The 21978-nt window shown below is 37.5% G+C and carries 17 protein-coding genes and 1 tRNA gene; 8 read left to right on the plus strand and 10 right to left on the minus strand.

Going from position 1 to position 21978, the window contains the following annotated elements:
- Nucleotide 1 precedes the first annotated feature (1 nt).
- Complete coding sequence (locus LUD75_RS00535; protein WP_232703785.1) at nt 2-1027, minus strand: histidine kinase; 1026 nt, start codon at nt 1025-1027, stop codon at nt 2-4.
- Nucleotides 1028-1374: 347 nt separating this feature from the next.
- A complete protein-coding gene (locus LUD75_RS00540) occupies nt 1375-2586 on the minus strand; it encodes a membrane dipeptidase (protein ID WP_232703786.1) in 1212 nt (403 codons plus the stop codon).
- A gap of 402 nt (nt 2587-2988) precedes the next feature.
- Between LUD75_RS00540 and LUD75_RS00545 the strand changes: the two genes are divergently transcribed.
- From LUD75_RS00545 to LUD75_RS00570, 6 genes are all read left to right on the plus strand, one after another.
- Nucleotides 2989-3738, plus strand: coding sequence for a glucose 1-dehydrogenase (locus LUD75_RS00545; protein ID WP_232703787.1), 750 nt, complete (start codon nt 2989-2991; stop codon nt 3736-3738).
- 243 nt (nt 3739-3981) lie between these two features.
- On the plus strand, nt 3982-6126 hold the full coding sequence (locus LUD75_RS00550) for a prolyl oligopeptidase family serine peptidase (protein WP_232703788.1): 2145 nt from the start codon (nt 3982-3984) through the stop codon (nt 6124-6126).
- A 90-nt stretch (nt 6127-6216) separates the two neighbouring features.
- Complete coding sequence (locus LUD75_RS00555) at nt 6217-7011, plus strand: thymidylate synthase (protein ID WP_232703789.1); 795 nt, start codon at nt 6217-6219, stop codon at nt 7009-7011.
- A gap of 42 nt (nt 7012-7053) precedes the next feature.
- Entirely contained in the window at nt 7054-7296 is a 243-nt protein-coding gene (locus LUD75_RS00560; protein ID WP_232703790.1) for a hypothetical protein, read from the plus strand.
- On the plus strand, nt 7293-7550 hold the full coding sequence (locus LUD75_RS00565) for a hypothetical protein (RefSeq protein ID WP_232703791.1): 258 nt from the start codon (nt 7293-7295) through the stop codon (nt 7548-7550). The genes LUD75_RS00560 and LUD75_RS00565 overlap by 4 nt, the downstream gene beginning before the upstream one ends.
- 145 nt (nt 7551-7695) lie before the next feature.
- Complete coding sequence (locus LUD75_RS00570) at nt 7696-10206, plus strand: M1 family aminopeptidase (RefSeq protein ID WP_232703792.1); 2511 nt, start codon at nt 7696-7698, stop codon at nt 10204-10206.
- Between the two features lie 635 nt (nt 10207-10841).
- Here LUD75_RS00570 and LUD75_RS00575 read toward each other — a convergent pair.
- The 5 genes from LUD75_RS00575 to LUD75_RS00595 form a co-directional block, all read right to left on the minus strand.
- Nucleotides 10842-11141 carry an MGMT family protein gene (locus LUD75_RS00575; RefSeq protein WP_232703793.1) on the minus strand — a complete coding sequence of 100 codons (300 nt, stop codon included), beginning with the start codon at nt 11139-11141 and terminating at the stop codon, nt 10842-10844.
- A gap of 44 nt (nt 11142-11185) precedes the next feature.
- Nucleotides 11186-13654, minus strand: a complete 2469-nt coding sequence (locus LUD75_RS00580) for a hypothetical protein (protein ID WP_232703794.1) — start codon at nt 13652-13654, stop codon at nt 11186-11188.
- A gap of 135 nt (nt 13655-13789) precedes the next feature.
- A complete protein-coding gene (locus LUD75_RS00585) occupies nt 13790-15523 on the minus strand; it encodes a cellulase family glycosylhydrolase (protein ID WP_232703795.1) in 1734 nt (577 codons plus the stop codon).
- 235 nt (nt 15524-15758) lie between these two features.
- Nucleotides 15759-17690 (minus strand): heavy metal translocating P-type ATPase, encoded by a 1932-nt coding sequence (locus LUD75_RS00590; RefSeq protein ID WP_232703796.1) that lies wholly within the window; start codon nt 17688-17690, stop codon nt 15759-15761.
- 590 nt (nt 17691-18280) lie between these two features.
- Nucleotides 18281-18703 (minus strand): transcriptional repressor, encoded by a 423-nt coding sequence (locus tag LUD75_RS00595; RefSeq protein ID WP_232703797.1) that lies wholly within the window; start codon nt 18701-18703, stop codon nt 18281-18283.
- A 535-nt stretch (nt 18704-19238) separates the two neighbouring features.
- Between LUD75_RS00595 and LUD75_RS00600 the strand changes: the two genes are divergently transcribed.
- Nucleotides 19239-19673 carry an FKBP-type peptidyl-prolyl cis-trans isomerase gene (locus LUD75_RS00600; RefSeq protein WP_074719289.1) on the plus strand — a complete coding sequence of 145 codons (435 nt, stop codon included), beginning with the start codon at nt 19239-19241 and terminating at the stop codon, nt 19671-19673.
- 219 nt (nt 19674-19892) lie between these two features.
- On the plus strand, nt 19893-20252 hold the full coding sequence (gene rplS / locus LUD75_RS00605) for a 50S ribosomal protein L19 (protein WP_028123220.1): 360 nt from the start codon (nt 19893-19895) through the stop codon (nt 20250-20252).
- A gap of 129 nt (nt 20253-20381) precedes the next feature.
- Here rplS and LUD75_RS00610 read toward each other — a convergent pair whose 3' ends face one another.
- The 3 genes from LUD75_RS00610 to LUD75_RS00620 all read right to left on the minus strand — a co-directional run bounded on the left by LUD75_RS00610 (nt 20382) and on the right by LUD75_RS00620 (nt 21817).
- Entirely contained in the window at nt 20382-20573 is a 192-nt protein-coding gene (locus LUD75_RS00610; RefSeq protein WP_232703798.1) for a hypothetical protein, read from the minus strand.
- Nucleotides 20574-20619: 46 nt separating this feature from the next.
- Nucleotides 20620-20706 (minus strand) — tRNA-Ser (locus LUD75_RS00615).
- A 94-nt stretch (nt 20707-20800) separates the two neighbouring features.
- Complete coding sequence (locus LUD75_RS00620; protein ID WP_232703799.1) at nt 20801-21817, minus strand: asparaginase; 1017 nt, start codon at nt 21815-21817, stop codon at nt 20801-20803.
- Between the last annotated feature and the right edge of the window lie 161 nt (nt 21818-21978).

A 21978-nucleotide genomic window follows, 5' to 3' on the forward strand; every position in this document is an offset into this window, starting at 1 on the left:
TCTACTTCGTTTTCAATTTCACTTCCGCGATGTACATTCCGTCATTCAAACAGGAATGAAACTCGTGTTTTTCGGGATAAAGCAAGTTAAGTCTTTTTTGCAGATTTTCTACACCGATTCCGGAACCGCTTTTGTCCGTATCCGTTTTAGGAAAATTGGAGTTTGACGCTGTGAAGTGAATTTCGTCTTCAACAATTTCCATTTTAAAACTGATATCGGAATGTTGAGTAGCCGAAACGCCGTGTTTAAAAGCGTTTTCAACAATCGAAATGAAAAGTAAAGGTGCAATCTCGAGATTGGGAATGCGCGTTGGAAAATTGGTGTAGACCTTCGTTTTATCATTCAATCGCACGGACATCAAATCGATATATTTATTCAGGAATTCAATTTCTTCGGAAAGGCTGATTTTATCGACATCCGTTTTGTACAAAAGATGGCGCATCAATTTGCTTAAGCTATGAACGCTTTGTTTCGCCTTCTCGGAATCAAAATCAATCAAGGAATAAATATTATTGAGAGAATTGAAGAAGAAGTGCGGCTGCAACTGGTATTTCAGATGTTTGAGTTCGGATTGCAGTTTGATATTATCGGCTTCAATTTTCATTTCTTCGGCTTTCTTCATTCTTTTGCTGGCATTGATGGCGATTGAAAAGGCTACAGGAATCAGATAAATCAGGAAGTCAAAAAAATACCTTATTCCGTCTGGTGGCCGTCTGCCGAACATTCTAGGTTTTTGTGGTTCCAGCCATTCGAAAATTTGACTTTTAATGAAAATCAAAAAAATCAGAAGCGCGGCGTTTGAGACGTAAAACCAAATTTTCTTATCCTCAAAAAGCCATTTTACGAGGACGAAATTATTGACATAAAATATGATGGCAAGGAAAACCAATTGCAACCAAAAATGTCTGAAAATCCCACTCCAATCGGTCGCCGAACCAAAGGTAAATGCCGCAGGAAGAAAAAATAAAACCAGCCAAATCAAAAGATGAAGGCTGATTTCGAGGTTTTTATTTTTGATTTTTATCATTTATATAATATGGATTGAAGACTTGAAAATGATGGGTAATTCCACATCTTTTCTAAAATTTGAATTTGTTTAAATTCCTGAAAATAGTGGATTTGTGAAAATTTTCAAGCAGTGAATTTAAGATTTTTTCCAGCATCGTTCATTCATTTTAATTTAACTTCTCTAAAGATTCAGACGATTTATCTGAAATTATTAACAAGCTATTTTTAATAAAAACTTTTTACAAAACCGCTTCTTCATTGTCTTTTCATTTTCGCTCTTCATCGCAGCTGCATTTGGTTTTGCAAAAAGTTCACTTCATTAATTCATCATCATTGGGATTTTTTAAATATTCTTGAACAATTTTATTATCGCCCTTTGGTTGCCTCATCAAAAATTCTGCAATAGTTTCCGCCTCCTATTTTTCCAATTTCTTTTTCATTGAAACCGGCTTTCAATAAGGCTTCAACAACACTATAGTAGAATCCAAGCTTCTGGTTTTCCCAATTGTTATTGGTGGTTTTTTCTCTGTGTTTTTTGTTTTCTTGTTTGGGTTTACTATCATTATTGACATTTCCGTCAGACTTTGGTTTTCCCTGATTCTGTCCCCAATTGTCGTTTGGTGAATGGTAAGCCGGCGTCATCTTCGTATCTGTACCAATGGCCACGTGGTCTATCCCAACGATGTCTACCATTGCTTTTATGTTAGTGGCAAACTCTGTCGGCGATTCTGCGAGGTGTGTCCAGACGCCAATCACGCCACCTTTTTCTGCAACGATTTTCGCTTGTGCTTCACTGATTAATCTTGGCCGCATCATTTTGGACATCAATTCATTATTCCCCAAACGCGTGTTGAGTCCGGTGTGAGAAACAAGAACTGGCTTTGTAGCTATCTTGAGTGCGCCGTTGATGGTATTGTCATCGCAATGGGAAAGGTCTACCAGAATGCCAAGCCGTTCACATTCTTTCACCACGTCTGCACCAAAAGTCGTCAGTCCGCCCCATTTTGGAGGATTGGTAAAAACATCACCCAATGGAACAGAAGCATCATTGTCGTGAAGCAAACCCAAATGTCTCAAACCACGCTCGTAAGCCACTTCCAAACGTTCAATTTTGCCTTCTAAAAAATGACCGCCTTCCACGGATTGAATGACAATTGGTTTCTTTGATTTTTTAGCCGCTTTCAGGTCGGCTAGGTTCAAAGCTCTTTTGATTGCGTTGCTTTCCAAGACATTGTCCATTGCTGTAAGGCCGTTTAAAAATCTTTCGTAAGCCTCGCCTTCTCTGGTCAGCTTCTGATAATCTACCGCAAAAGTCATTACAATACCGGACAATCCAGATTTTTTGATTTCTCCCATCAGGTCGAGTTTTGGACCGGGAAGTTCTTCCTGATTCAACGGAACATCAATATGATTGTGGGTGTCAATTCCGAATGTTCTGGCCACTATTTTGGCAACTTCGTCCTCTGAATTGTTTTCGAAAGTCCAGGAAGAAAAAGGATTGATGAGAACAAATGCGCCTGCGCCACCCATTGTAAATATAAATTTTCGTCTTGACCAGTTATTTTGAGTGAATTCCATTTTTTATAAAAGTTTTTGAATGGTATAAATTTAAGCTAAAAGACATCAATGAATCTTTCGCAGCCCGACTTGAACGGATCCCGATGTATCGGGAGGGAGTGGAAGGCGGATAGGCTGCCCTAATCTATAAATGCTTTCTTATGTCGTCAATTATTCTTTTGATATTGAAAAATTATTAATGATTTCCTTTTCTGTTTTATGAATCAAAATTGCATCAGAGAGAATTCAAAATCAAATCTAATAGACAAACAAAGCGATTTTGTCGATGAATATAAAGATTGTATCGATTGAAAACCTAGTCATTGTTTCATAGTGAATCATTTATGAAATTATTAACTTTTGGTGATTGTGATTTGCATATTTATTGTTGCTTGTTATTCATAATTAAACAATTCAGTTATTATGAAAATTCTTGAAAATAAAGTAGCTTTGGTTACAGGTGCAGGTTCCGGAATCGGGCTTGCCATCGCAAAATTATATGCAAAAGAAGGTGCAAAAGTAGTCGTTTCTGACATCAATGAAGAACACGGAAAATCAGCCGTTGAAGACATAAAATCAGCTGGCGGAGAAGCGACTTTCGTAAAGGCCGACACATCAAATCCGGAACAAGTCGAAGCCTTGATAAAAGCAACCGTTGACGCTTACGGCAGATTGGACATCGCCTGCAACAACGCTGGAATTGGTGGTGAACAGGCAACCACAGGAGATTACAGCATCGACAGTTGGAAAAAAGTTCTGAATGTAAATTTAGATGGCGTTTTCTACGGTTGCAAATATGAACTGACTCAAATGGAGAAAAATGGTGGCGGCGTTATCGTCAACATCGCATCCATCCACGGAACGGTTGCGGCTCCACTTTCGTCCGCTTACACTGCTGCAAAACACGCCGTTGTTGGATTGACAAAAAATATTGGTGCAGAATACGGGAAGAAAAATATCCGTTGCAATTCGGTAGGCCCAGCTTATATCGAAACGCCTTTGCTGGAAAGTGCAAGCGGCGATATGAAAGAAGCACTGATTGCAAAACATCCGATGGGAAGGTTAGGAAAATCGGAAGAAGTTGCGGAATTGGTTCTATTCTTAAGTTCAGAAAAATCCTCTTTTATGACTGGCGGCTATTATCTTGTGGATGGCGGTTACACGGCTGTATAAAATCAACACAATATTAACTATGTAGATAAAACATTCACTTTTGTGAGTGTTTTTTTTGTTTTTTAATGTCACAAAAAATAACAGAAACACAGTATTAAAAGGAAAATTAGCTTTTACATAAAATAAATACACTACTGTATAAAATATTTTACCATACTGATTATCAAATTATTATATTTGTATTAGACTAACAATAAATTGAATAAAGTCGTCACTTCACTACTAAAAACTAAAATCAATGCTATGAAAAATTTATTCTTTCTAAGCTTAATGCTTGCAGCCACATTTTCCTTTGGTCAATACAAATATCCGGCAACCAAAACGGAGCTAGTTACCGATACATATTTTGGAGTCAAAGTTGAGGATCCTTACCGCTGGCTTGAGGATATTAAAAATCCAAAAGTGCTAGACTGGTTTAAAGCTCAGGAAAACTTTACCAATTCTGAGCTTTCTAAAATTCCCGGACAGAAAAAAATATTTCAGGAACTTACAGATCTGGACAAAATAATTACCGTCAAATATTCGCCTGTAACTGCTGAAGGTGGAAAATACTTCTACAGAAAAAGACTGCCGGAAGAATCTGTTTATAAGCTTTATTACCGACAAGGAAAAGATGGAAAAGAAATACTGTTATTTGATCCGAAAAATTACATTGCCGGAAAAGTAATGGATTTTTCTGTTAGCATCAGTGATGATGGGAGTAAGATTGCGTTTAACCTGAGTGAAGTAGGTTCTGAACTTGGTGATGTGAAAATTATGGATGTTGCAACCGGAAAATTTCTTTCGGATGTTATAAAACACAGCGTCGGTAATTTTGCAGATGGAAGTAATACGGAAATAATCTACGGTGAGGCCAAAAGTTATGACACCCACGATCCTGAAGTTTGGCAGAATTCGGAAACAAAATTACATGTCATCGGTAATGATAATTCTAAAGACATTCTCTTGGCAAGTTCAAAAAAATATCCGGAACTGAAGATTCTGCCTTCAGAATTTCCCGATTTTTACATTTTCAAAAATTCACCTTATATTTTTTTAGGAAAATCAACGGTTGAGAATTATAAAGAACTCTATTATGCACCGGCTTCTGATCTTAAAAAAGACCATATCCAATGGAAACCTTTCTGCAAAAAAACAGACGAGATATGGAACTTCTTTGTTCAGGGTAATGATGTTTATCTGTTGACAACAAAGGGAAATTCAAAGTTCCGATTGATAAAAACCTCGCTTTCAAAACCAGATTTTGCCAATGCAAAAGAAATCGTTTCCGGAGATAAAGACTGGAAAATATCTTCAGTTACTCAGTCAAAGGATTATCTTGTTTTCTTCAAAACCAAAAATGAACTTATTGCCGAACCTTTTTATTATAACTTAAAAACCGGCGAAACGACAAAAATATCAACGCCTTTGAAAGGGAATTTAGAAGCTGCCGCACTTTCCAAAAACTCAAACGAATTGCTACTTACAAATCTAGCTTGGAACAAGCCAATTAATTTCTACACTTACGATATTGATAAAAAAGAATTTTCCAAAGGTCCGTTCAATATGGCCATCAATTTTCCCAACCTTGAAAATATCGTCTATGAGGAGATTGAAGCTCCTTCACACGACGGAACGATGGTTCCATTGAGTATTCTTTACGATAAATCAAAACTGAGAAAGGACGGCAGCAACATTACTTTTATGCAAGGTTATGGCGCGTACGGAATGTCATCTTCTCCATATTTCTCGGCAAGGTATTTACCGTTGCTCAATCGTGGTGTCGTTCTGGCTTTTGCGCACATCCGCGGTGGTGGAGAAAAAGGTCAGGACTGGTATCTTGCAGGAAAGAAAACTACCAAACCAAACACTTGGAAAGACTTCAATTCCTGCGCGGAATATTTGATTAAAAATAAATATACTTCTTCAGATAAATTCGGAATCTCGGGAGCAAGTGCCGGCGGAATTTTGATTGGCAGGGCAATTACAGAACGTCCGGATCTGTACAAAGTTGCAATCCCAAAAGTGGGTTGTCTCAATGCCTTGAGAATGGAATTCTCACCAAATGGTCCAGTAAATATTCCTGAATTTGGGACTGTAAAAGATGAGTCCGACTTCGAAGCATTATTGGAAATGGACGCTTATCAGCATATTAAAAAAGGAACAAAATATCCGGCACAGTTAATTACAACCGGCTTTAATGATTCCCGTGTGGAAAGTTACATTCCTGCAAAGTTTGCTGCGAAAATGCAGGCAGACAACGCGTCAACAAATCCCGTTTTTCTATATGTAGACTACAAAGCAGGACATTTTGGAGGAAGCACGGTTGAAGAACAATTTTTACAGGCATCGAAAGAATATTCCTTCTTGCTGTGGCAATGTGGAGATAAAGATTTTCAGTTGAAATAGATTATTTAAATAACCTTTATTTAGAACAAAACCGTGTAAGATTATTGCACGGTTTTTTATAAATTTGGAAAATTATTTTATTATTCAAAAATGCAAAATTACCTAGATTTACTTCAGCATATTATAGATAACGGAACAGATAAAACCGACAGAACAGGAACTGGAACCCGCAGCGTTTTCGGCTACCAATTGCGTTATGATTTGTCAAAAGGTTTTCCTTTGGTGACGACGAAAAAGGTTCATTTGAAATCCATAATTTATGAATTGCTTTGGTTCATCAAAGGTGATACAAATACGAAATATCTTACGGACAACGGCGTTTCCATCTGGAACGAATGGGCAGATGAAAATGGAGATTTAGGTCCTGTTTATGGTGCACAATGGAGAAGTTGGAGCGGTGCTGACGGAAAAGTGGTCGACCAGTTCTCGGAAGTGATTGAGCAAATCAAAAAAAATCCGGATTCCAGAAGGTTGATTGTTTCAGCCTGGAATGCGGCGGAAATCCCGAATATGGCTTTGGCACCTTGTCACGCTTTGTTTCAGTTTTATGTTGCAGATGGGAAATTGTCGCTTCAACTATACCAAAGAAGTGCGGATGTTTTCCTGGGCGTTCCGTTCAACATTGCGAGTTATGCGCTTTTATTGATGATGGTTGCGCAGGTTACAGGACTTGAAGTTGGCGATTACGTGCACACATTTGGTGACGTTCATATTTACAATAATCATTTCGAGCAGGTGAACAGACAACTTTCCAGAGAAACCAGACCGTTACCAACAATGAAACTGAATCCTGAAATCAAAGATATTTTCGATTTTGATTTTGAGGATTTCACGTTGGAAAATTATGACCCGCATCCGGGAATCAAGGCGCCGGTGGCGATATAGTTTTAATGCAAATTCATTAACTTTGATTAAAATCCAAACACTATGGAACTTACCATACAATTAGAAGATAATGCCGATGTTTCTTTATTGAAGAAAATTCTTAAACAAATTAAAGGCATTAAAACTGTGGAGATTTCTGATAATGACAAAACTTATTCTTGGGAAGAAATAGAAAATTCGGAAGTTTTCGCAAAAGTAATGGAGCAAAGTGAGAATGAATATAAAAATGGAAATGCCCAAGAATTGACAGACGATTTATTGAATGAAATTTTCGATAAAAAATGAAAATTACTGTTACCCCAACAGCCAGAATTTCTTTGAATGAAATAATTTCATTTCTAAAAATACGGTGGACTCAAAGAGAAATTGATCTGTTAAAAAGTGATATTAAAAAATTTAGACAGACCATAAATGAAGGAATTATTGTTCATCAAGCTTTGGGAAAATTTCCTCACATTCGATTCGCCATTATTGCAAAAAAGCAAGTCAAAATATTTTACGAAATAAAAGAAGATTCCGTTCTGATCAAACTTTTTTGACATTGCAAACAAGATCCAAAAAAGCTAGTAGACATTTTAAAATAAAAAACAAACAGGTGAAGTTCAGCTTCACTTTTTTTTGTAACATTCCTTTAAAAATCAACACTTATCTATTTAAAATAAATCAACGATATAATTTCATAAAATGAAGAAGATATTCATTGCTGCACTTTTTCTGGGTGCAATTTTTAATTCAAATACCATTTTTGCTCAAACGGAAACTTCTGGTAGAAATCCAGTTTACAGAGCAACCCACACCAAAGTTACAGAACTAAAACACACCAAACTGAAAGTCAATTTCGATTATCAAAAAGAACAGATGAATGGTGAAGAATGGCTGACCGCAAGCCCATTCTTCTATGCAACAAACGAATTGGTTTTGGACGCAAAAGGAATGTTGATCCACGAAGTAGCTTTGGACAAAAACGGTTCGAAGTCACCTTTGAAATTCGATTATAAAAATGATGTCCTGAAAATCACACTGGATAAAACTTATCAGAAAAATCAGGATTACACGGTTTATATCAAATACACGGCGCGTCCAAATGAAGTAAAGCAAGCCGGAAGCGCCGCAATCAACGATGCCAAAGGTCTTTATTTCATCAATGCGCAAGGCAAAGACAAAGACAAACCAACCCAAATCTGGACACAAGGTGAAACCGAATCCTCTTCTGCGTGGTTTCCAACCATCGACAAATCCAATCAGAAAACGACTCAGGAAATTTATATGACGGTTCCTGATAAATATGTCACGCTTTCCAACGGACTTCTGAAAGATTCCAAAAAAGAATCCGGAAACCTTAGAACAGACCATTGGGTAATGGATAAGAGACATTCAACTTACCTTTTCTTTATGGGTGTTGGAGATTATGCGGTTGTAAAAGATAAATGGAAAAATATCGACGTCGATTATTATGTAGAAAAAGAATACGAGCCTTACGCAAAGCAGATTTTCGGAAACACGCCTGAGATGATAGAGTTCTATTCCAAAAGACTAGGATACGAATATCCTTGGGCAAAGTATGCGCAGATTACGGGTAGAGATTTCGTTTCCGGAGCAATGGAAAATACGACTGCAACACTTCATCAGGAATCTGCGCAGCAAAAACCTGGCGATCTGATTGATGAAAACAAATGGGAAAATACCATCGCTCACGAACTTTTCCACCACTGGTTTGGCGATTTGGTTACAGCAGAAAGTTGGAGCAATCTGACCGTTAACGAATCTTTTGCGAACTATTCAGAATATCTATGGCTGGAGCATAAGTACGGAAAAGACGATGCGGATTATCATTTGAGAGAAGATCTTTCGGCTTACATTCACAATCCTGCTTTGTTTAATAAGGATTTGGTGAGGTTTGATTATGCTTCGCGCGAAGATGTTTTCGATGCCATTACTTATAACAAAGGCGGCGGAATTCTTCATATGTTGAGAAATTATCTGGGAGATGATGCATTCTTTGCCGGCCTGACAGATTATCTTAAAACCTACGAATATCAAAACGGAGAAGCGCATCAGTTAAGATTATCATTCGAGAAAGTATCCGGTAAAGATCTGAACTGGTTCTTCAACCAATGGTATTTTGGAAGCGGCAATCCGAAGTTAAGCTACACTTCCACGTACGAGCCTGTGAAAAAACAAGTAACGGTTGTTATCAATCAATCTCAGGATAAACCTTTCGAATTCCCTCTGGCAATCGATGTTTATGATAATGGAAAGCCAAAACGAACAAATGTTTGGGTAGATGCAAAAGCTAAAAACACGTTCACTTTTGACTCTTCCAAAACTCCAGATTTGATTAATATCAATGCAGACGGCATTTTGCTTTCTGACATCACAGAGACCAAAACACCAGAGCAAAGTCTATTACAATTTACCAATTCAAAAGAATTTTTAAGCAGATATAGAGCATTAGATGCAGTGAAAGAAGCGGATGCTAAGAATCCTGCAGTCATCAAATTACTGGCGGCAGCACTTAAAGATCCTTTCTTCAGAATCAGAGAACAGGCTTTGGAGCAGATCGATCTTTCCAATGCAGACCAGGCAAAAGCACTGACTGCTGATGTAGAAAAACTGGCTTCCAATGATCCGAAAACTTTGGTGCAGGCAGCTGCGATCTCAGCTTTAGGGAAGACTAAAAATGCAAAGTACGCCTCACTTTATGATAAAGGCATCAATGCGGTTTCCAATGCTGTGAAAGGTGCATCATTGGCAGGAATAGCAGAAACCGATCCTTCGAAAGTAGCTGCTCTGGCGGATAAAATTGATTTGGATAATGCTTCAGAAGATCTTATTTCAAAACTTCTTCCGGTCATTGTAAAGAATAAGATTGAGAAACAGATGCCGGCCATAGGAACAACTGTTGCTTTTTATCCTTTTATCAAATTCCAAAACCCGGAATTGGGAAAATCTGCGGAGGAAGGCTATAATTGGATTATGAGTTCCGACAACTTAAAAGCCACAGAGAAAGTGACGAAAGTTTTGGTTCAGGCCAAATCTCAGATACCGGACAATCCGCAAGTGAAAATGATGATCGTGCAAATGCTGAAAGACGGACTCGCCAAAAAAATGGAAGTACTGAAAGCCAATCCAAACAGCCCGACCATTAATCAACAGGTAGATGCAATTAACAAAACGCTGGAAGCCTATAAATAAAGAAAATTAAAGAAGCCACCTCAAATGAGATGGCTTCTTTGCTAATGAAATTAATCCATTAAAAAAATTCTCACAGACCTTACAGTTCAAACACAAATGAGGCAGAAAACCAATATAAAACTGCTCAATCTGCGAGAATATGATGATGAAAATCCTACAAACCTTTCAAAAAAACACGTATTATGATGAGAGAAAGCTAACTAATCAAAATGATTGGTCTGCAGGAAATTTTATTAAAGATGATAAAACTTAGATTTATTTTTTTAAAGCCGCCAACCTGAGAGCGTTTTAATAATTTTCCAGGACGGAAAACCGCTTTGTAAATTTATTTGACATCGTCTTTGTGTTTTTATGTTAATAATTAATCTTATTGAACGGGATAAAAATATAAAAAATAATTATACCACAAAATATTTTTATAGAAATATTTTAACTTTAAACAAAGCATTAAAGTTTTAAAATCAAAAACATATATATTTTTATGAAAAGCAAACAGATTTTTGTATTTATCTCTGAGAAACTCCAAGCCATCAAAGCTGCAGAATAGATACTTTTTGGAACGATCTTTACCTGATTTAGATTATGAATGGTCATTAAAAATCCCCTAATTGTTTAATTAAGGGAATATATTGATGTTATAATTCTTTGAGAGGATCCCAAAAAAGCGTTTTGAAATCCTTGATTTTCCAATTTTCCTGAACGATTACATTTTCTTTTTCCAACCGCTCCCTGAATGATGGAACCGACAATTTCCCTGTGCTGCTGATGACTCTGTGAGCAGGAACATCTTTCGGACATCCGCCCATTGCGTTACCAACGTGGCGGGAATGATTGGGATAACCCACTGCTTTCGCAACCGCACCATAGGTGGAAACCCGTCCTTTCGGGATGAGTTTCGTAATCTCATAAACCTGTTGTTTGAAAAGGTCGTTCATTATTCAGTATTCTTTTGAACTTTAAAATTAATAAAAATTAATTATTAAAACTCAAGCAACTTGAACTTCAACTGAACACCAAAGTTATCATTGAATTTGGTGGTATTGTAATGTCCCACCCTGTAGAAAAATGCCAGATTGAACCTTGAACTGAGGAAGTTATTATATTCAAAACCGATTTCCTGATATAGATGATTCAGCGGGGAGAAGTTCTCTACCGTATGATACTCAGGATTCTTCAAATCACCAACAATACCTCTGGCAATGATGTCGAAACTACTCGTGTTCTTTCCAAAACTTTTGAAATACCAAGGAATACGGTGCGAAACATAGTAGCCTGCAAATTTATCATTGAAATATTTCCCTGACGTCATCGTCGCAAATCCTAAATAACTGGTCAAAGAGAAGTTTGATAGGATTCCCGTTCCGCTGTTGGCATCCAAACCGCCCATCTCGAACAGGTGCCACATTGGTGCTTTCCCAACATAATAGCCGCCATAAACTCGGGCCAATGTTGTGCCCCAAGAGCTGCGGAATTGGTGCGTTATCAAAGCATCAAATCTGCTGTAGTTGAACTCACCGCCTAAGCTTTTGTAGCCTTGCTCATAATTCAGAAAAGCCTCTGGGAAGTTCTGTTCATAGGTATATTTGCCATAAGGCGTCATAATGTTTCTACTGTTTGGAGAAAACTTGATGGTCGCTGTAGAACTGAAATTTTCAAATTTTCGAGACATTCCCATAAACTCGTGAGGATAGCCTGCTTCCTCGTTCTGCTTTTTCCCTGAAACATCCAGAGTCAGAGAATTGGAAAGGTCGACCTGATAGCCAAATCTGAAACCGTCATATTTGTAATACTTATCATTTCGGATCGTCATCCCACTGTTGTTGATCGTCATTTTTGCGTTCCAAAGATTCTGACTGAATCGTCCGGAAGCGGCGACATCATTGAAATATTCTACTCGGAAGAATGAATTTCTGTTCAAAGTTGTTTTAAAATCCACACCTGCACCATATTTGAAACCACGGTCTTTGAAACCATAAGCCAAGTAAACATCAGGCGAAATGTATTTGTTGAATTTTTCATTCAATTTGAAACCAGCACCCAATCGGAAGCCTTCATATCTGTTATATCTTGTTTGTAATGGATTGATGTCCACCATTCCGACCGTAAATTTAGCTCGCAATAATCCAGTTAGAACCTTTACTTTTCTGTCCAAAGTATATTTTTTGCCAAGACTGTCAATCTTCACATAAGTCAATTTTTCTCTTGCAGAAAGACTATCTGTTCTGTATTGATTTAGTAGCGTTCCATCTGTATTTTCAACACTCATCGTGTAACCGTTGAATTGCGAAGGCTTCAGTTCCACCGGCGTTTTGAAGTCGAAATAATCCGCCTTCATATAGGCATAGTTCCCAAATTTTTTGACACTTTCGAGTCTCGCCTTTTTCTCTTCAGCCGTTTCATTTTCCTTTTTCTGAACGGTATTGAATTCTGAAACGCCCATTTTTATTTTAAGATTTTCAGTCTTCAGAAACCATTTGTCATTAATAGGAACCCAAACCGAAGTGATATTTCCATCGGACTTCACTTTGCTGTTGCTATCAATCTTTTTTATGGCGTATGAATCTTTGTCGATGTAGAGGTAACCGTTGTATTTTCTTCTGTTAATGGGAACTTTATAATCCACCTGTCGGAATCTGATGACGTAGTTCATTCTCCCTTCGATTTCAATGGAATCTGTCAGGAAATATCTGTAAAGGCTTTTATTTTCTGGTAGAATCTCTCTTGGGATTTTATCTCTGTTGGACCTTAAAGCAAGCATTTCGTAAACCGGATTTTTCAATCCGGAGATTCTGTTATCAAGAATATTGACTTTCTCACCGTATTTTTTGGAATAAAGAAATTCCATCGCACGTTCCCATAAAAACAATTTGCTGTCTTTGGCAACGGACATCATCTGCTCGCCTTCGATAGAATCTTTTTTGTCTTTTTCTTTCTTTGGAAGCAATCTGTTGGTCGCTCTGGAAAGCGAATCTTTCCTTGCCTCCACAAATCTTGAATAATCCTTGATGCTGTCTTCATCCAAATCGAATGACATTTTTTCATAAGATTTATAGGAATAAGAATCCAAGGCATTCGGAGAATTGTCCTTGAATCTTTTAAAAGTTTGTTCGATAATTGCCAAGGCGCGAGGGTCACTTTCGTTGGAAAGCGTGACGCCTTGTATTTGATTTGATTTGATGTTATCGCGGTCCAGCGCCAGTTCCATCACCTTATCCACCACGACTTCATCGCCGATAAAGTTGTCTATCTCCACATCCACCTTTGGACATTTGGTCGTAAAAGTGACGATTCCATTGTCATTGGTCCTGCCCAAAACCCTGCCGTTGCACGAAACGGCCGCACCTCTGATGGGCTTTTGATTATCGGATCTGGTGACGGTAAGTGTGCTTTGCGAATACAGCATCGAGAAGGAAATTGAGAAAAAAAGCAAGTAAAGCGATCTCATCATAGTATCAGTTATTTTTTAAATTAGGTATTAACCTTAAGCTGTAGGCAATTTATCAGCCAAACATTTAAATTTAGGAAAATAAAAAACATCTCACAGATAATATGAGATGTTTCGAATAGTTTATTGACAATTTTCTTAATTCAGTTCAAAGTAATTGAGGTTGGCATTTACTGCTTCGAAGTACAGTCTTAACTTGTTTTCGCCTTTTACTAGAGCCACGTTATTTACAGAAACCGTTTTCCAGATTCCTTTGCCTGTTTGCGGTAGTTTAATAGTTGCAAGGTCGTCACCATCTTCAGTTTTGATGACCAATTCAGAAGCTTGACTGGATTCATTATTGTATCGAATGCTAGCTTTGTATTTTCTTGCCGCAGAACTTTTCACAGTATATTGCAGCCACTCGCCTTTTTCGGTTTTCCCGACGAAATATTTGTTGGTGATTTTATCTTTGCAAAGGTAAATATCAACGCCGTCGTTCCTCATTTTGTTTCCTGAGTTCCATTCCGTACGATTGCCGGTTGACACCCAAACATTTTGGAAATCATTGTCTGAATAAGCACTTCCAAATCTTCCCAAATCATAGTCTGTTGCAAAGATTCTTCCCGGCGCAACGTGTTTTTTGTAAGGTTTTGTACTTTCATCATTCACTTGTCGGAACATTGCATCGATGACATCTTTTTTGACTTCCACATTTTCCATTTTGTAGTTGTCAGCGATTTTCATTAAGGTTTTTCTAGCAAATTCCTTAGTTGGTTTTTGTCCGCCATTTTTCCAATAGTTCAATAATTTTTGATAATCTGGAGTGATTTTTACATTCGTCACGCCAGCAATATTATCAATCTTCTTCATCGGCCAATAAGCATAACCGATATTATTTTTCAATAATAACTGATTGAGTTCCGTAAACCAAACGTTGGAATTTTCTCCAGTTTCTCCCAACCAAGCCGGAACATCCAGCTTCTGACGCATATCAACAATGTTCTGAATAGATTCTGGTGCGTTGGTCGTCCAATATTTGTGAAAACTCAAGACCAAGTTGTCGTCCCAAAGTTTCGGCAAACCATTGTAATTATTTCCCCAGCCATTTCCTTCGAGGATGATAATGTGGTTTTTGTCCACTTGTCTGATGGCGTCCGAAATATCTTTTTGAAGTTTCCAAAGCGGTGCGTTGGACATCTCGTCGGTTCCGTTTGGATTCTTTCCAGTGAATGGGTAATTTGGTTCGTTGATAAGGTCGTAACCCGCAATCCATTCTTTGTCTTTGTAGCGCTCTGCCAGTTTTTTCCAGAGTGCGATGGTCTTTTTCTGATTCTCCTCACTTTCCCAAAGATTCGGTTTTGATTTGTCGTTATCAGAGATATTCGCGTCATTACCTTGTCCGCCAGGTGCAGCGTGCAGGTCTAGTATCAAATAGATTTTGTTATCCTCACACCATTTCAGCAAGTTATCTGTCATCACAAAACCTTCTTCCAGCCAAGTATTTTCGCCTTTTACTTTTTCTTTCTCGATTGGCAACGTATAAAGGTCGTAATGCATTGGAAGTCGGATGGAATTGAATCCCCATTTTGCCAAGGAATCGATGTCTTTTTTGGTAATTCCATTTTTGAGATAGGCTTTATAAAATTCATTTTTGCCATCTTCACCTGCGACTTCTGCAATCTTTTCTTTGATTTTGAATTGAGGTCCGGCGAAGTCATCGGTCTTCAGCATATAACCTTCCTGAAGCATCCAGCCGCCCAATCCGAGGCCTTTCAGATAAACATTCTCACCTTTTGAATCCACAATTTTCTGACCTTGAGTCTTTAAAAACCCCTGAGCTGTCCCGAATTGAGACAATAAAAGTGCAGAAAAAAATACGAGTCTCTTCATAATTTTGATTTTGATAAAGATAATATTATTTTTCTATCGGAAAAGGAATTTGGATAACTTTAAAATCCACAACAGATTTTTATTAAAAAAGGACTGCTATCTTTTCACCACAAAAGGCACAAAAGTTAAGTGCCTTATATTTGAAAACAACATAATAATCTCTTCAAATTTCTTTTTGCTCTTCTTAAAAAGAAATTTTTATCATTTTCTCTTTTGTGACTTTTGTGGTTTAATCTTAAAATTTCATATTCTGAATTCGGACTGCATTTAGGATTGCAAGCAACGCAACGCCAACATCGGCGAAAACCGCTTCCCACATATTCGCAAATCCGCCAGCGCCTAGAATCAACACAATAATTTTGACACCGAAAGCCAATGCAATATTTTGATAGACAATTTTCTTTGTCGCTTTTCCGATTTTAATTGCAGTAGAAATCTTCGAAGGTTGGTCGGTTTGGATGATGACGTCGGCGGTTTCAATCGCGACATCGGAACCCAATCCGCCCATTGCAATTCCGACATCACTCAAGGCTAAAACTGGCGCATCATTGATTCCATCGCCAACAAATGCAACGATTTCCCTCGGATTATTTTTGAGGTTTTGTAATTTCTCCACTTTTCCTTCCGGAAGTAAACCTCCAAACGCAGAATCGATTCCCAATTTTTCGGCGATATTTTGAGTCAATGCATCTTTGTCGCCACTAAGCATCATCGTTTTTACGCCAGCATTTTTCAGATTTTTGATTTCCAATTCTGAATCTTCTTTCACTTCATCCGAAATCACAACGTAACCTTTATATTGATTATCGATTGCCATAACGACGGTTGTTTCTACTATTTGGTCTAATTCTGAAGGATAAATAATATTGAAGCTTTTCAGTAATTGCGTGTTTCCGGCAAAAATTTGTTCTTGATTAATGACAGCTTTGATGCCTTTTCCAGAAATCTCCTCTACAGATTCAGGATTTTGGTTTGATGGATGAAATTGCGAAATCGCTTTTGCAATTGGATGTGTAGAATGACTTTCGACCGAAGATAAAATTGATAGAAATTCGGATTCAGAAATATCATTGGTTACGACTTTTTGAACTTTGAAAACACCTTTCGTCAAGGTTCCGGTTTTGTCCATCACAACGGTTGTCACGTTTGCAATCAAATCAAGGAAATTGGAACCTTTGAACAAAATTCCATTTCGGGAAGCCGCTCCGATTCCTCCAAAATATCCTAATGGAATTGAAATTACCAAAGCGCAAGGACAGGAAATCACAAGGAAAACCAAACCTCGGTAAAGCCAATCTCTGAAAATATAATCATCGACAAAAAAGTAAGGAATGAAAGTAATCAACAAAGCCAAAACGAAAACAATCGGTGTGTAAACTTTTGCAAATTTCCTGATGAACAATTCGGTTTTTGCTTTTCTGGAACTTGCTTCCTGAACCATTTCCAAGATTCTGACGATAGAACTATTCTCAAATAATTTGGTGGTTTCGACTTCTATGACTTGGTCAAGATTCAACATTCCGGCAAGAACAGTTTCTGATTTTTTGATGGATGCAGGTTTGCTTTCGCCAGTCAAAGCTGATGTGTCGAGGCTTCCTTTTTCTGAGATTAAAATTCCATCCAAAGGCACTTTTTCTCCAACTTTAATTTGAATCTTTTCGCCGACTTTAACTTCATTTGGCGCAATCGTTTCCCATTTATTGTTTCGGAAAACTGTCGCTTCTTTTGGACGAACATCCAACAAGGCTTTAATATTATTTTTGGCTTTGTTCACAGCAGATTCTTGGAACATTTCGCCAATCGTATAAAACAACATCACGGCAACACCTTCCGGAAATTCGCCGATTGCAAAAGCGCCGATTGTGGCAATTCCCATCAAAGAAAACTCATTGAAAAAATCAAAACTTTTGGCGAGCTTAAATGCATCTTTGAAAACTGAGAACGCTACCAATACGTAAGAAACGAAATACCAGCTGAATCTTAGCCAAACATTTTCTGTAAACCAATCTGCCTTAATCCAAAAATCTAATATCAATCCTGCGAAAAATATGACCAAACTAACAATCAATCCCAATTTGGAATTGCTGTGCGAATGGTCGTGGTCACTGTGGTCGTGAGCTTCGTGGTTGTGTTCTTTTTTTGGTTTTGTACCGCAACATTCTTCCATTTCGAATAATTTTTAACAAATGTAGCGGTATTGGGAATGCAATGCTATTGCAAAGTGATGTTGGCTGATGGCAAATGGCTGTTAGCGATTGGCTTTTGGCAATTGGCTTAAAAATAAATACTCTGAATCTCCGAGAGCCTCAGACTGACAAAAACCGATGTTCAATCAAACAACTCTTGCGTTAGGCTTTAGCCTAATGATTTAATGGAGTCGAAACTGGCTTTAGCCAAAATCTGATGTTAAGTTTCGGCTAAAGCCTTTAATTCTGCAAAATCTACATCGAGCTAAAGCTCGACGCTATTGATAATTGCATAACGCTATTATGGTCAAATGTTACCGAGTAAATTATAATCGAACTCAGGTTCAAAATAAATATTGTGAATCTTCGAGAACCTTACACTGACAAAAATCGATGTTGAATCACACAATTAATATCAATTGCGTTGGGCTTTAGCCCAATGATTATAAAAGGTCTAAATTGGCTTTAGCCAAAATTTACTATTACTTTCGGCTAAAGCCAATTACAAATTTTCTGTTATTAATGACGGGCTGAAGCCCGCCTCTATTGATAGTTTCTTCTGTGAACTGACTTAATTAAAATTAGCTTCGAGGCAATTTTCGCAGATTCCTTTGGCGAAAAGTTTGATTTCATCGATTCGGAAAGTGGTTTTCATACTTTCGGGGAACGAGATGTCTTCTTTGCAAGTGGTTTGTTTGCAGATTTTGCAGTAGAAATGGAGATGCCAGTCTTTGTGCGTTTTTTCATCGCAATCGTCGTGACACAATTTATATTTGGTGGTTGTATTTTCCTGAATGCTGTGGACAATTCCTTTTTCTTCGAAGGTTTTTAAGGTTCGGTAGATTGTGGTTCGGTCGGCGTTGTCGAAGTGGCTTTCGATTTCGGATAGTGAGGTTGCGACTTGTTGTGAGCTTAGAAAATCGTAGACCAAGATTCTCATACTTGTTGGTTTGGTGTTTTTGTGGATGAGTTTGTTTTCGATTTCTTTGTTCATAATTTATTATCTAATAATTTTAACGCAAAGTCCGCAAAGATTTTTTTGATATTATTGAAAATATTTTTAAGGTTCACAAAGGCGCTTACGCTCAGCTAAGAAATAATGCAATTTACTTCTCGCAGATTGGGCGGATTCTGCAGATTTTTAAAATACAATTTTGTCATTCTGGATGAATCTGAAGCTATTTATACTTGGAGTGTTGAGATTCCTACGGAATGACAAACTGGATGTTAATTTATATTCTAAACTTATAAACTTTCAATTTTTTGACAAATCTTAATTTTGATGACAAAACGTGAATCTTTGACGAAATCCCTAGCCCCGATGGGAACGGCATCCTTTTTTATTTTTTTTGTGCTTCGCTTGATTTGGAAAACAAAACGTGTGAAAAAATAAAAAAGATATAGTGGACAGCGGGATTAAGCTCCTAATCAATTGTCTTATCTTAATTTAATCTATCAAAGTTAAGGGAAATAAGTCGTAATTTTTGATGAATTAGCGGATATTAAATACCTTTGAAAAAAATTTTGATATGGGCGTAGCGGATTTGTTATTCAAAAGAAAAAAAGAACTGGCTGAAAAAAACCTGAGAAGTGGCCAGGATTATATGGTTGAAAACGGGAAAAGAGAAAGCGTGACGATTTTGCCAAGTGGTTTGCAATATGAAATCCTGGTGGAAACGGAAGGCCCAAAACCGACCGCGAAAAGTACGGTGAAATGCCATTATCACGGAACTACGATTACGAGCAAAGTTTTTGACAGCTCTGTAAAGCGCGGCAAACCAGCTTCTTTTCCATTGAACAGAGTCATCAAAGGTTGGACAGAAGGTTTGCAATTGATGTCGGTTGGTAGTAAATTCAGATTTACGATTCCGCCACATTTGGCTTATGGTGAGCAGGAAGTGAGCAAAGAAATCGGACCAAACAGTACTTTGGTTTTTGATGTGGAACTGTTGGAAATCAAGTAGCAATTGGCGGTTTGCTTCTGGCTTTTGGCTATTTGCTTTAACGTCAATGTGATAGCATTTCTGAGTGAAAGATTTTCGGCTTGGAAAAAGTTATGATTTAATTCAAATTAATCTTTGTGGTTTTAAAAATTATTTTTATTTTTGCAACCTGTTAATCAACCTCTGACGAAGGACGTGAATGTTGCTTGGCTTGACAAAACAAATTTTTTATTACAAAAAATGGATTTAGTAAAATACGTACAAGATAAGTACATTACGAAAAAAGAATTCCCAGAATTCAAAGCCGGTGACACCATCACTGTGTATTACGAGATTAAAGAGGGTGCTAAAACAAGAACTCAGTTCTTCAAAGGTACTGTAATCCAATTGAGAGGAACTGGTCTTACTAAGACTTTCACTATCAGAAAAATGTCTGGTGATGTGGGTGTAGAAAGAGTTTTCCCTATCAATATGCCTGCACTTCAAAAAATTGAAGTTAATAGACAAGGTAGAGTTAGAAGAGCTAGAATCTACTACTTCAGAGACCTTAGAGGTAAAAAAGCAAGAATCAAAGACAAGTCTTACGGAGGTAAAAAATAATCCCGAGATTTTCTTCTTGAAATATAAGAGACCAGCATTTTTTGCTGGTCTTTTTGTTTGTTTAAAATAATTAAAAAACATAGGGCTTTGCCCTATGCTATTGATTTCGCCACTTTATAGCTGGCTTTTTTAAATTACACCTAGCTCCTTCCCTACTTTCTCGAAGCCTGCAATCACTTTATCAAGATTTTCTCTGGAGTGTGCTGCAGATAACTGAACTCTGATTCTGGCTTTTCCGAAACCTTTGGCATTAATTTCTTTCCAGAAATATCCTTCGTTCTCCATTACTCTGTCTCTTAACAAAGTTTCTCCGGAAATCATAGAAAAAAAGCTCTACTGAATAACACAGCAAAGCTTTTAATAAATGCAGAGAGGAAGGGATTCGAACCCTCGGTACAGTTACCCGCACACTAGCTTTCCAGGCTAGCTCCTTCAACCACTCGGACACCTCTCTATTTGAGGTTGCAAAGATAATGAAATATCTGAATTCTCAAAAAATAAAACAGCCAGAACAGATATTTTTTTGAATTATTTCTAGATTTTAGCCATTAAAAGTCATCTGTCATTTCTCCACAAATATTTTCACTGAATAATTCTGAGAAATTCTTGTCAAATTTCGGATTCTTCAGGAGATGCATACATTTAGTAATGGCAGATTCAGCAGTCATATCTTTGCCACTGATGGCACGTATCTTAGTAAAAATATTGCTATTGATATATTTTCCAAAGCTGATTCCGCCAGAAATGCATTGGCTAATCACGACAATCTCAATGCCTCTATTCCTTAGTTCCCGCAAAACAGTCTGAGTTTTCTCATTGTTAAAGATCGTTCCAGAACCAAAAACCTGCAAAATGATTGCTTCAGCAGTTTTAATTTCCAACAAAGATTCGAAGTTCATTCCAGGGAAAAGCCTGCAGAATAGAACATTTTCATTCAGATAATTATCGAGTTCGAATTTACCTTTTGGATTCCACAGTACATTCTTATCCACATTCAAATGAACGCCAGATTGACCAAGGATTGGGTAATTTGGACTTTGATATGCGTCGAAAAATTCCGCTGAATATTTCAGACTTCGGTTTCCTCGTAAAAGTTTGTATTCAAAATAAACCGCGACTTCTTTGATGACTGCTTCATCATTTTCGTAAAGACTGGCATAATAGAGACTTGTCAGAAGATTTTCTTTCGCATCTGTTCTTAAATCTCCAATTGGTAGTTGTGAACCTGTAAGAATCACTGGTTTCCCAAGATTCTTCAACATAAAACTAAGGGCTGAAGCGGTGTAAGACATCGTATCCGTTCCGTGGAGAATCAGAAAACCATCAAAATTGTCGTAGTTCTTGTAGATCCAATCTGCGATCATCCGCCATTCCTGTGGACCCATATCGGAAGAATCTACAGGATTCTCGAACGGATGGACGGAAACCTCACATTCCAGAAGATTCATCTCCGGAATCCTTTTGAAAATGGTGGAGAAATCAAACGGAACCAGGCTTCCAGTTTCGTAATCTTTTTCCATTCCGATGGTACCGCCTGTATAAATTAATAGAACTTTTCTTTTCATAGACTAAAGTTGAATCGAAGGTAAAAACTGCAGCCCGACTTGAGTGGAAATCCTTTTTTGCTTTAAACTGATTTCTTTTTATATTGAAATCGTCTTGCAAAAAAGATTGGGAACGGAAGACGGAAAAGCTGCCATAAAATCCCAACAAAAGTAAAATTTTA

The sequence above is a fragment of the Epilithonimonas sp. JDS genome (assembly GCF_021261315.1).
Classification (GTDB): domain Bacteria; phylum Bacteroidota; class Bacteroidia; order Flavobacteriales; family Weeksellaceae; genus Epilithonimonas.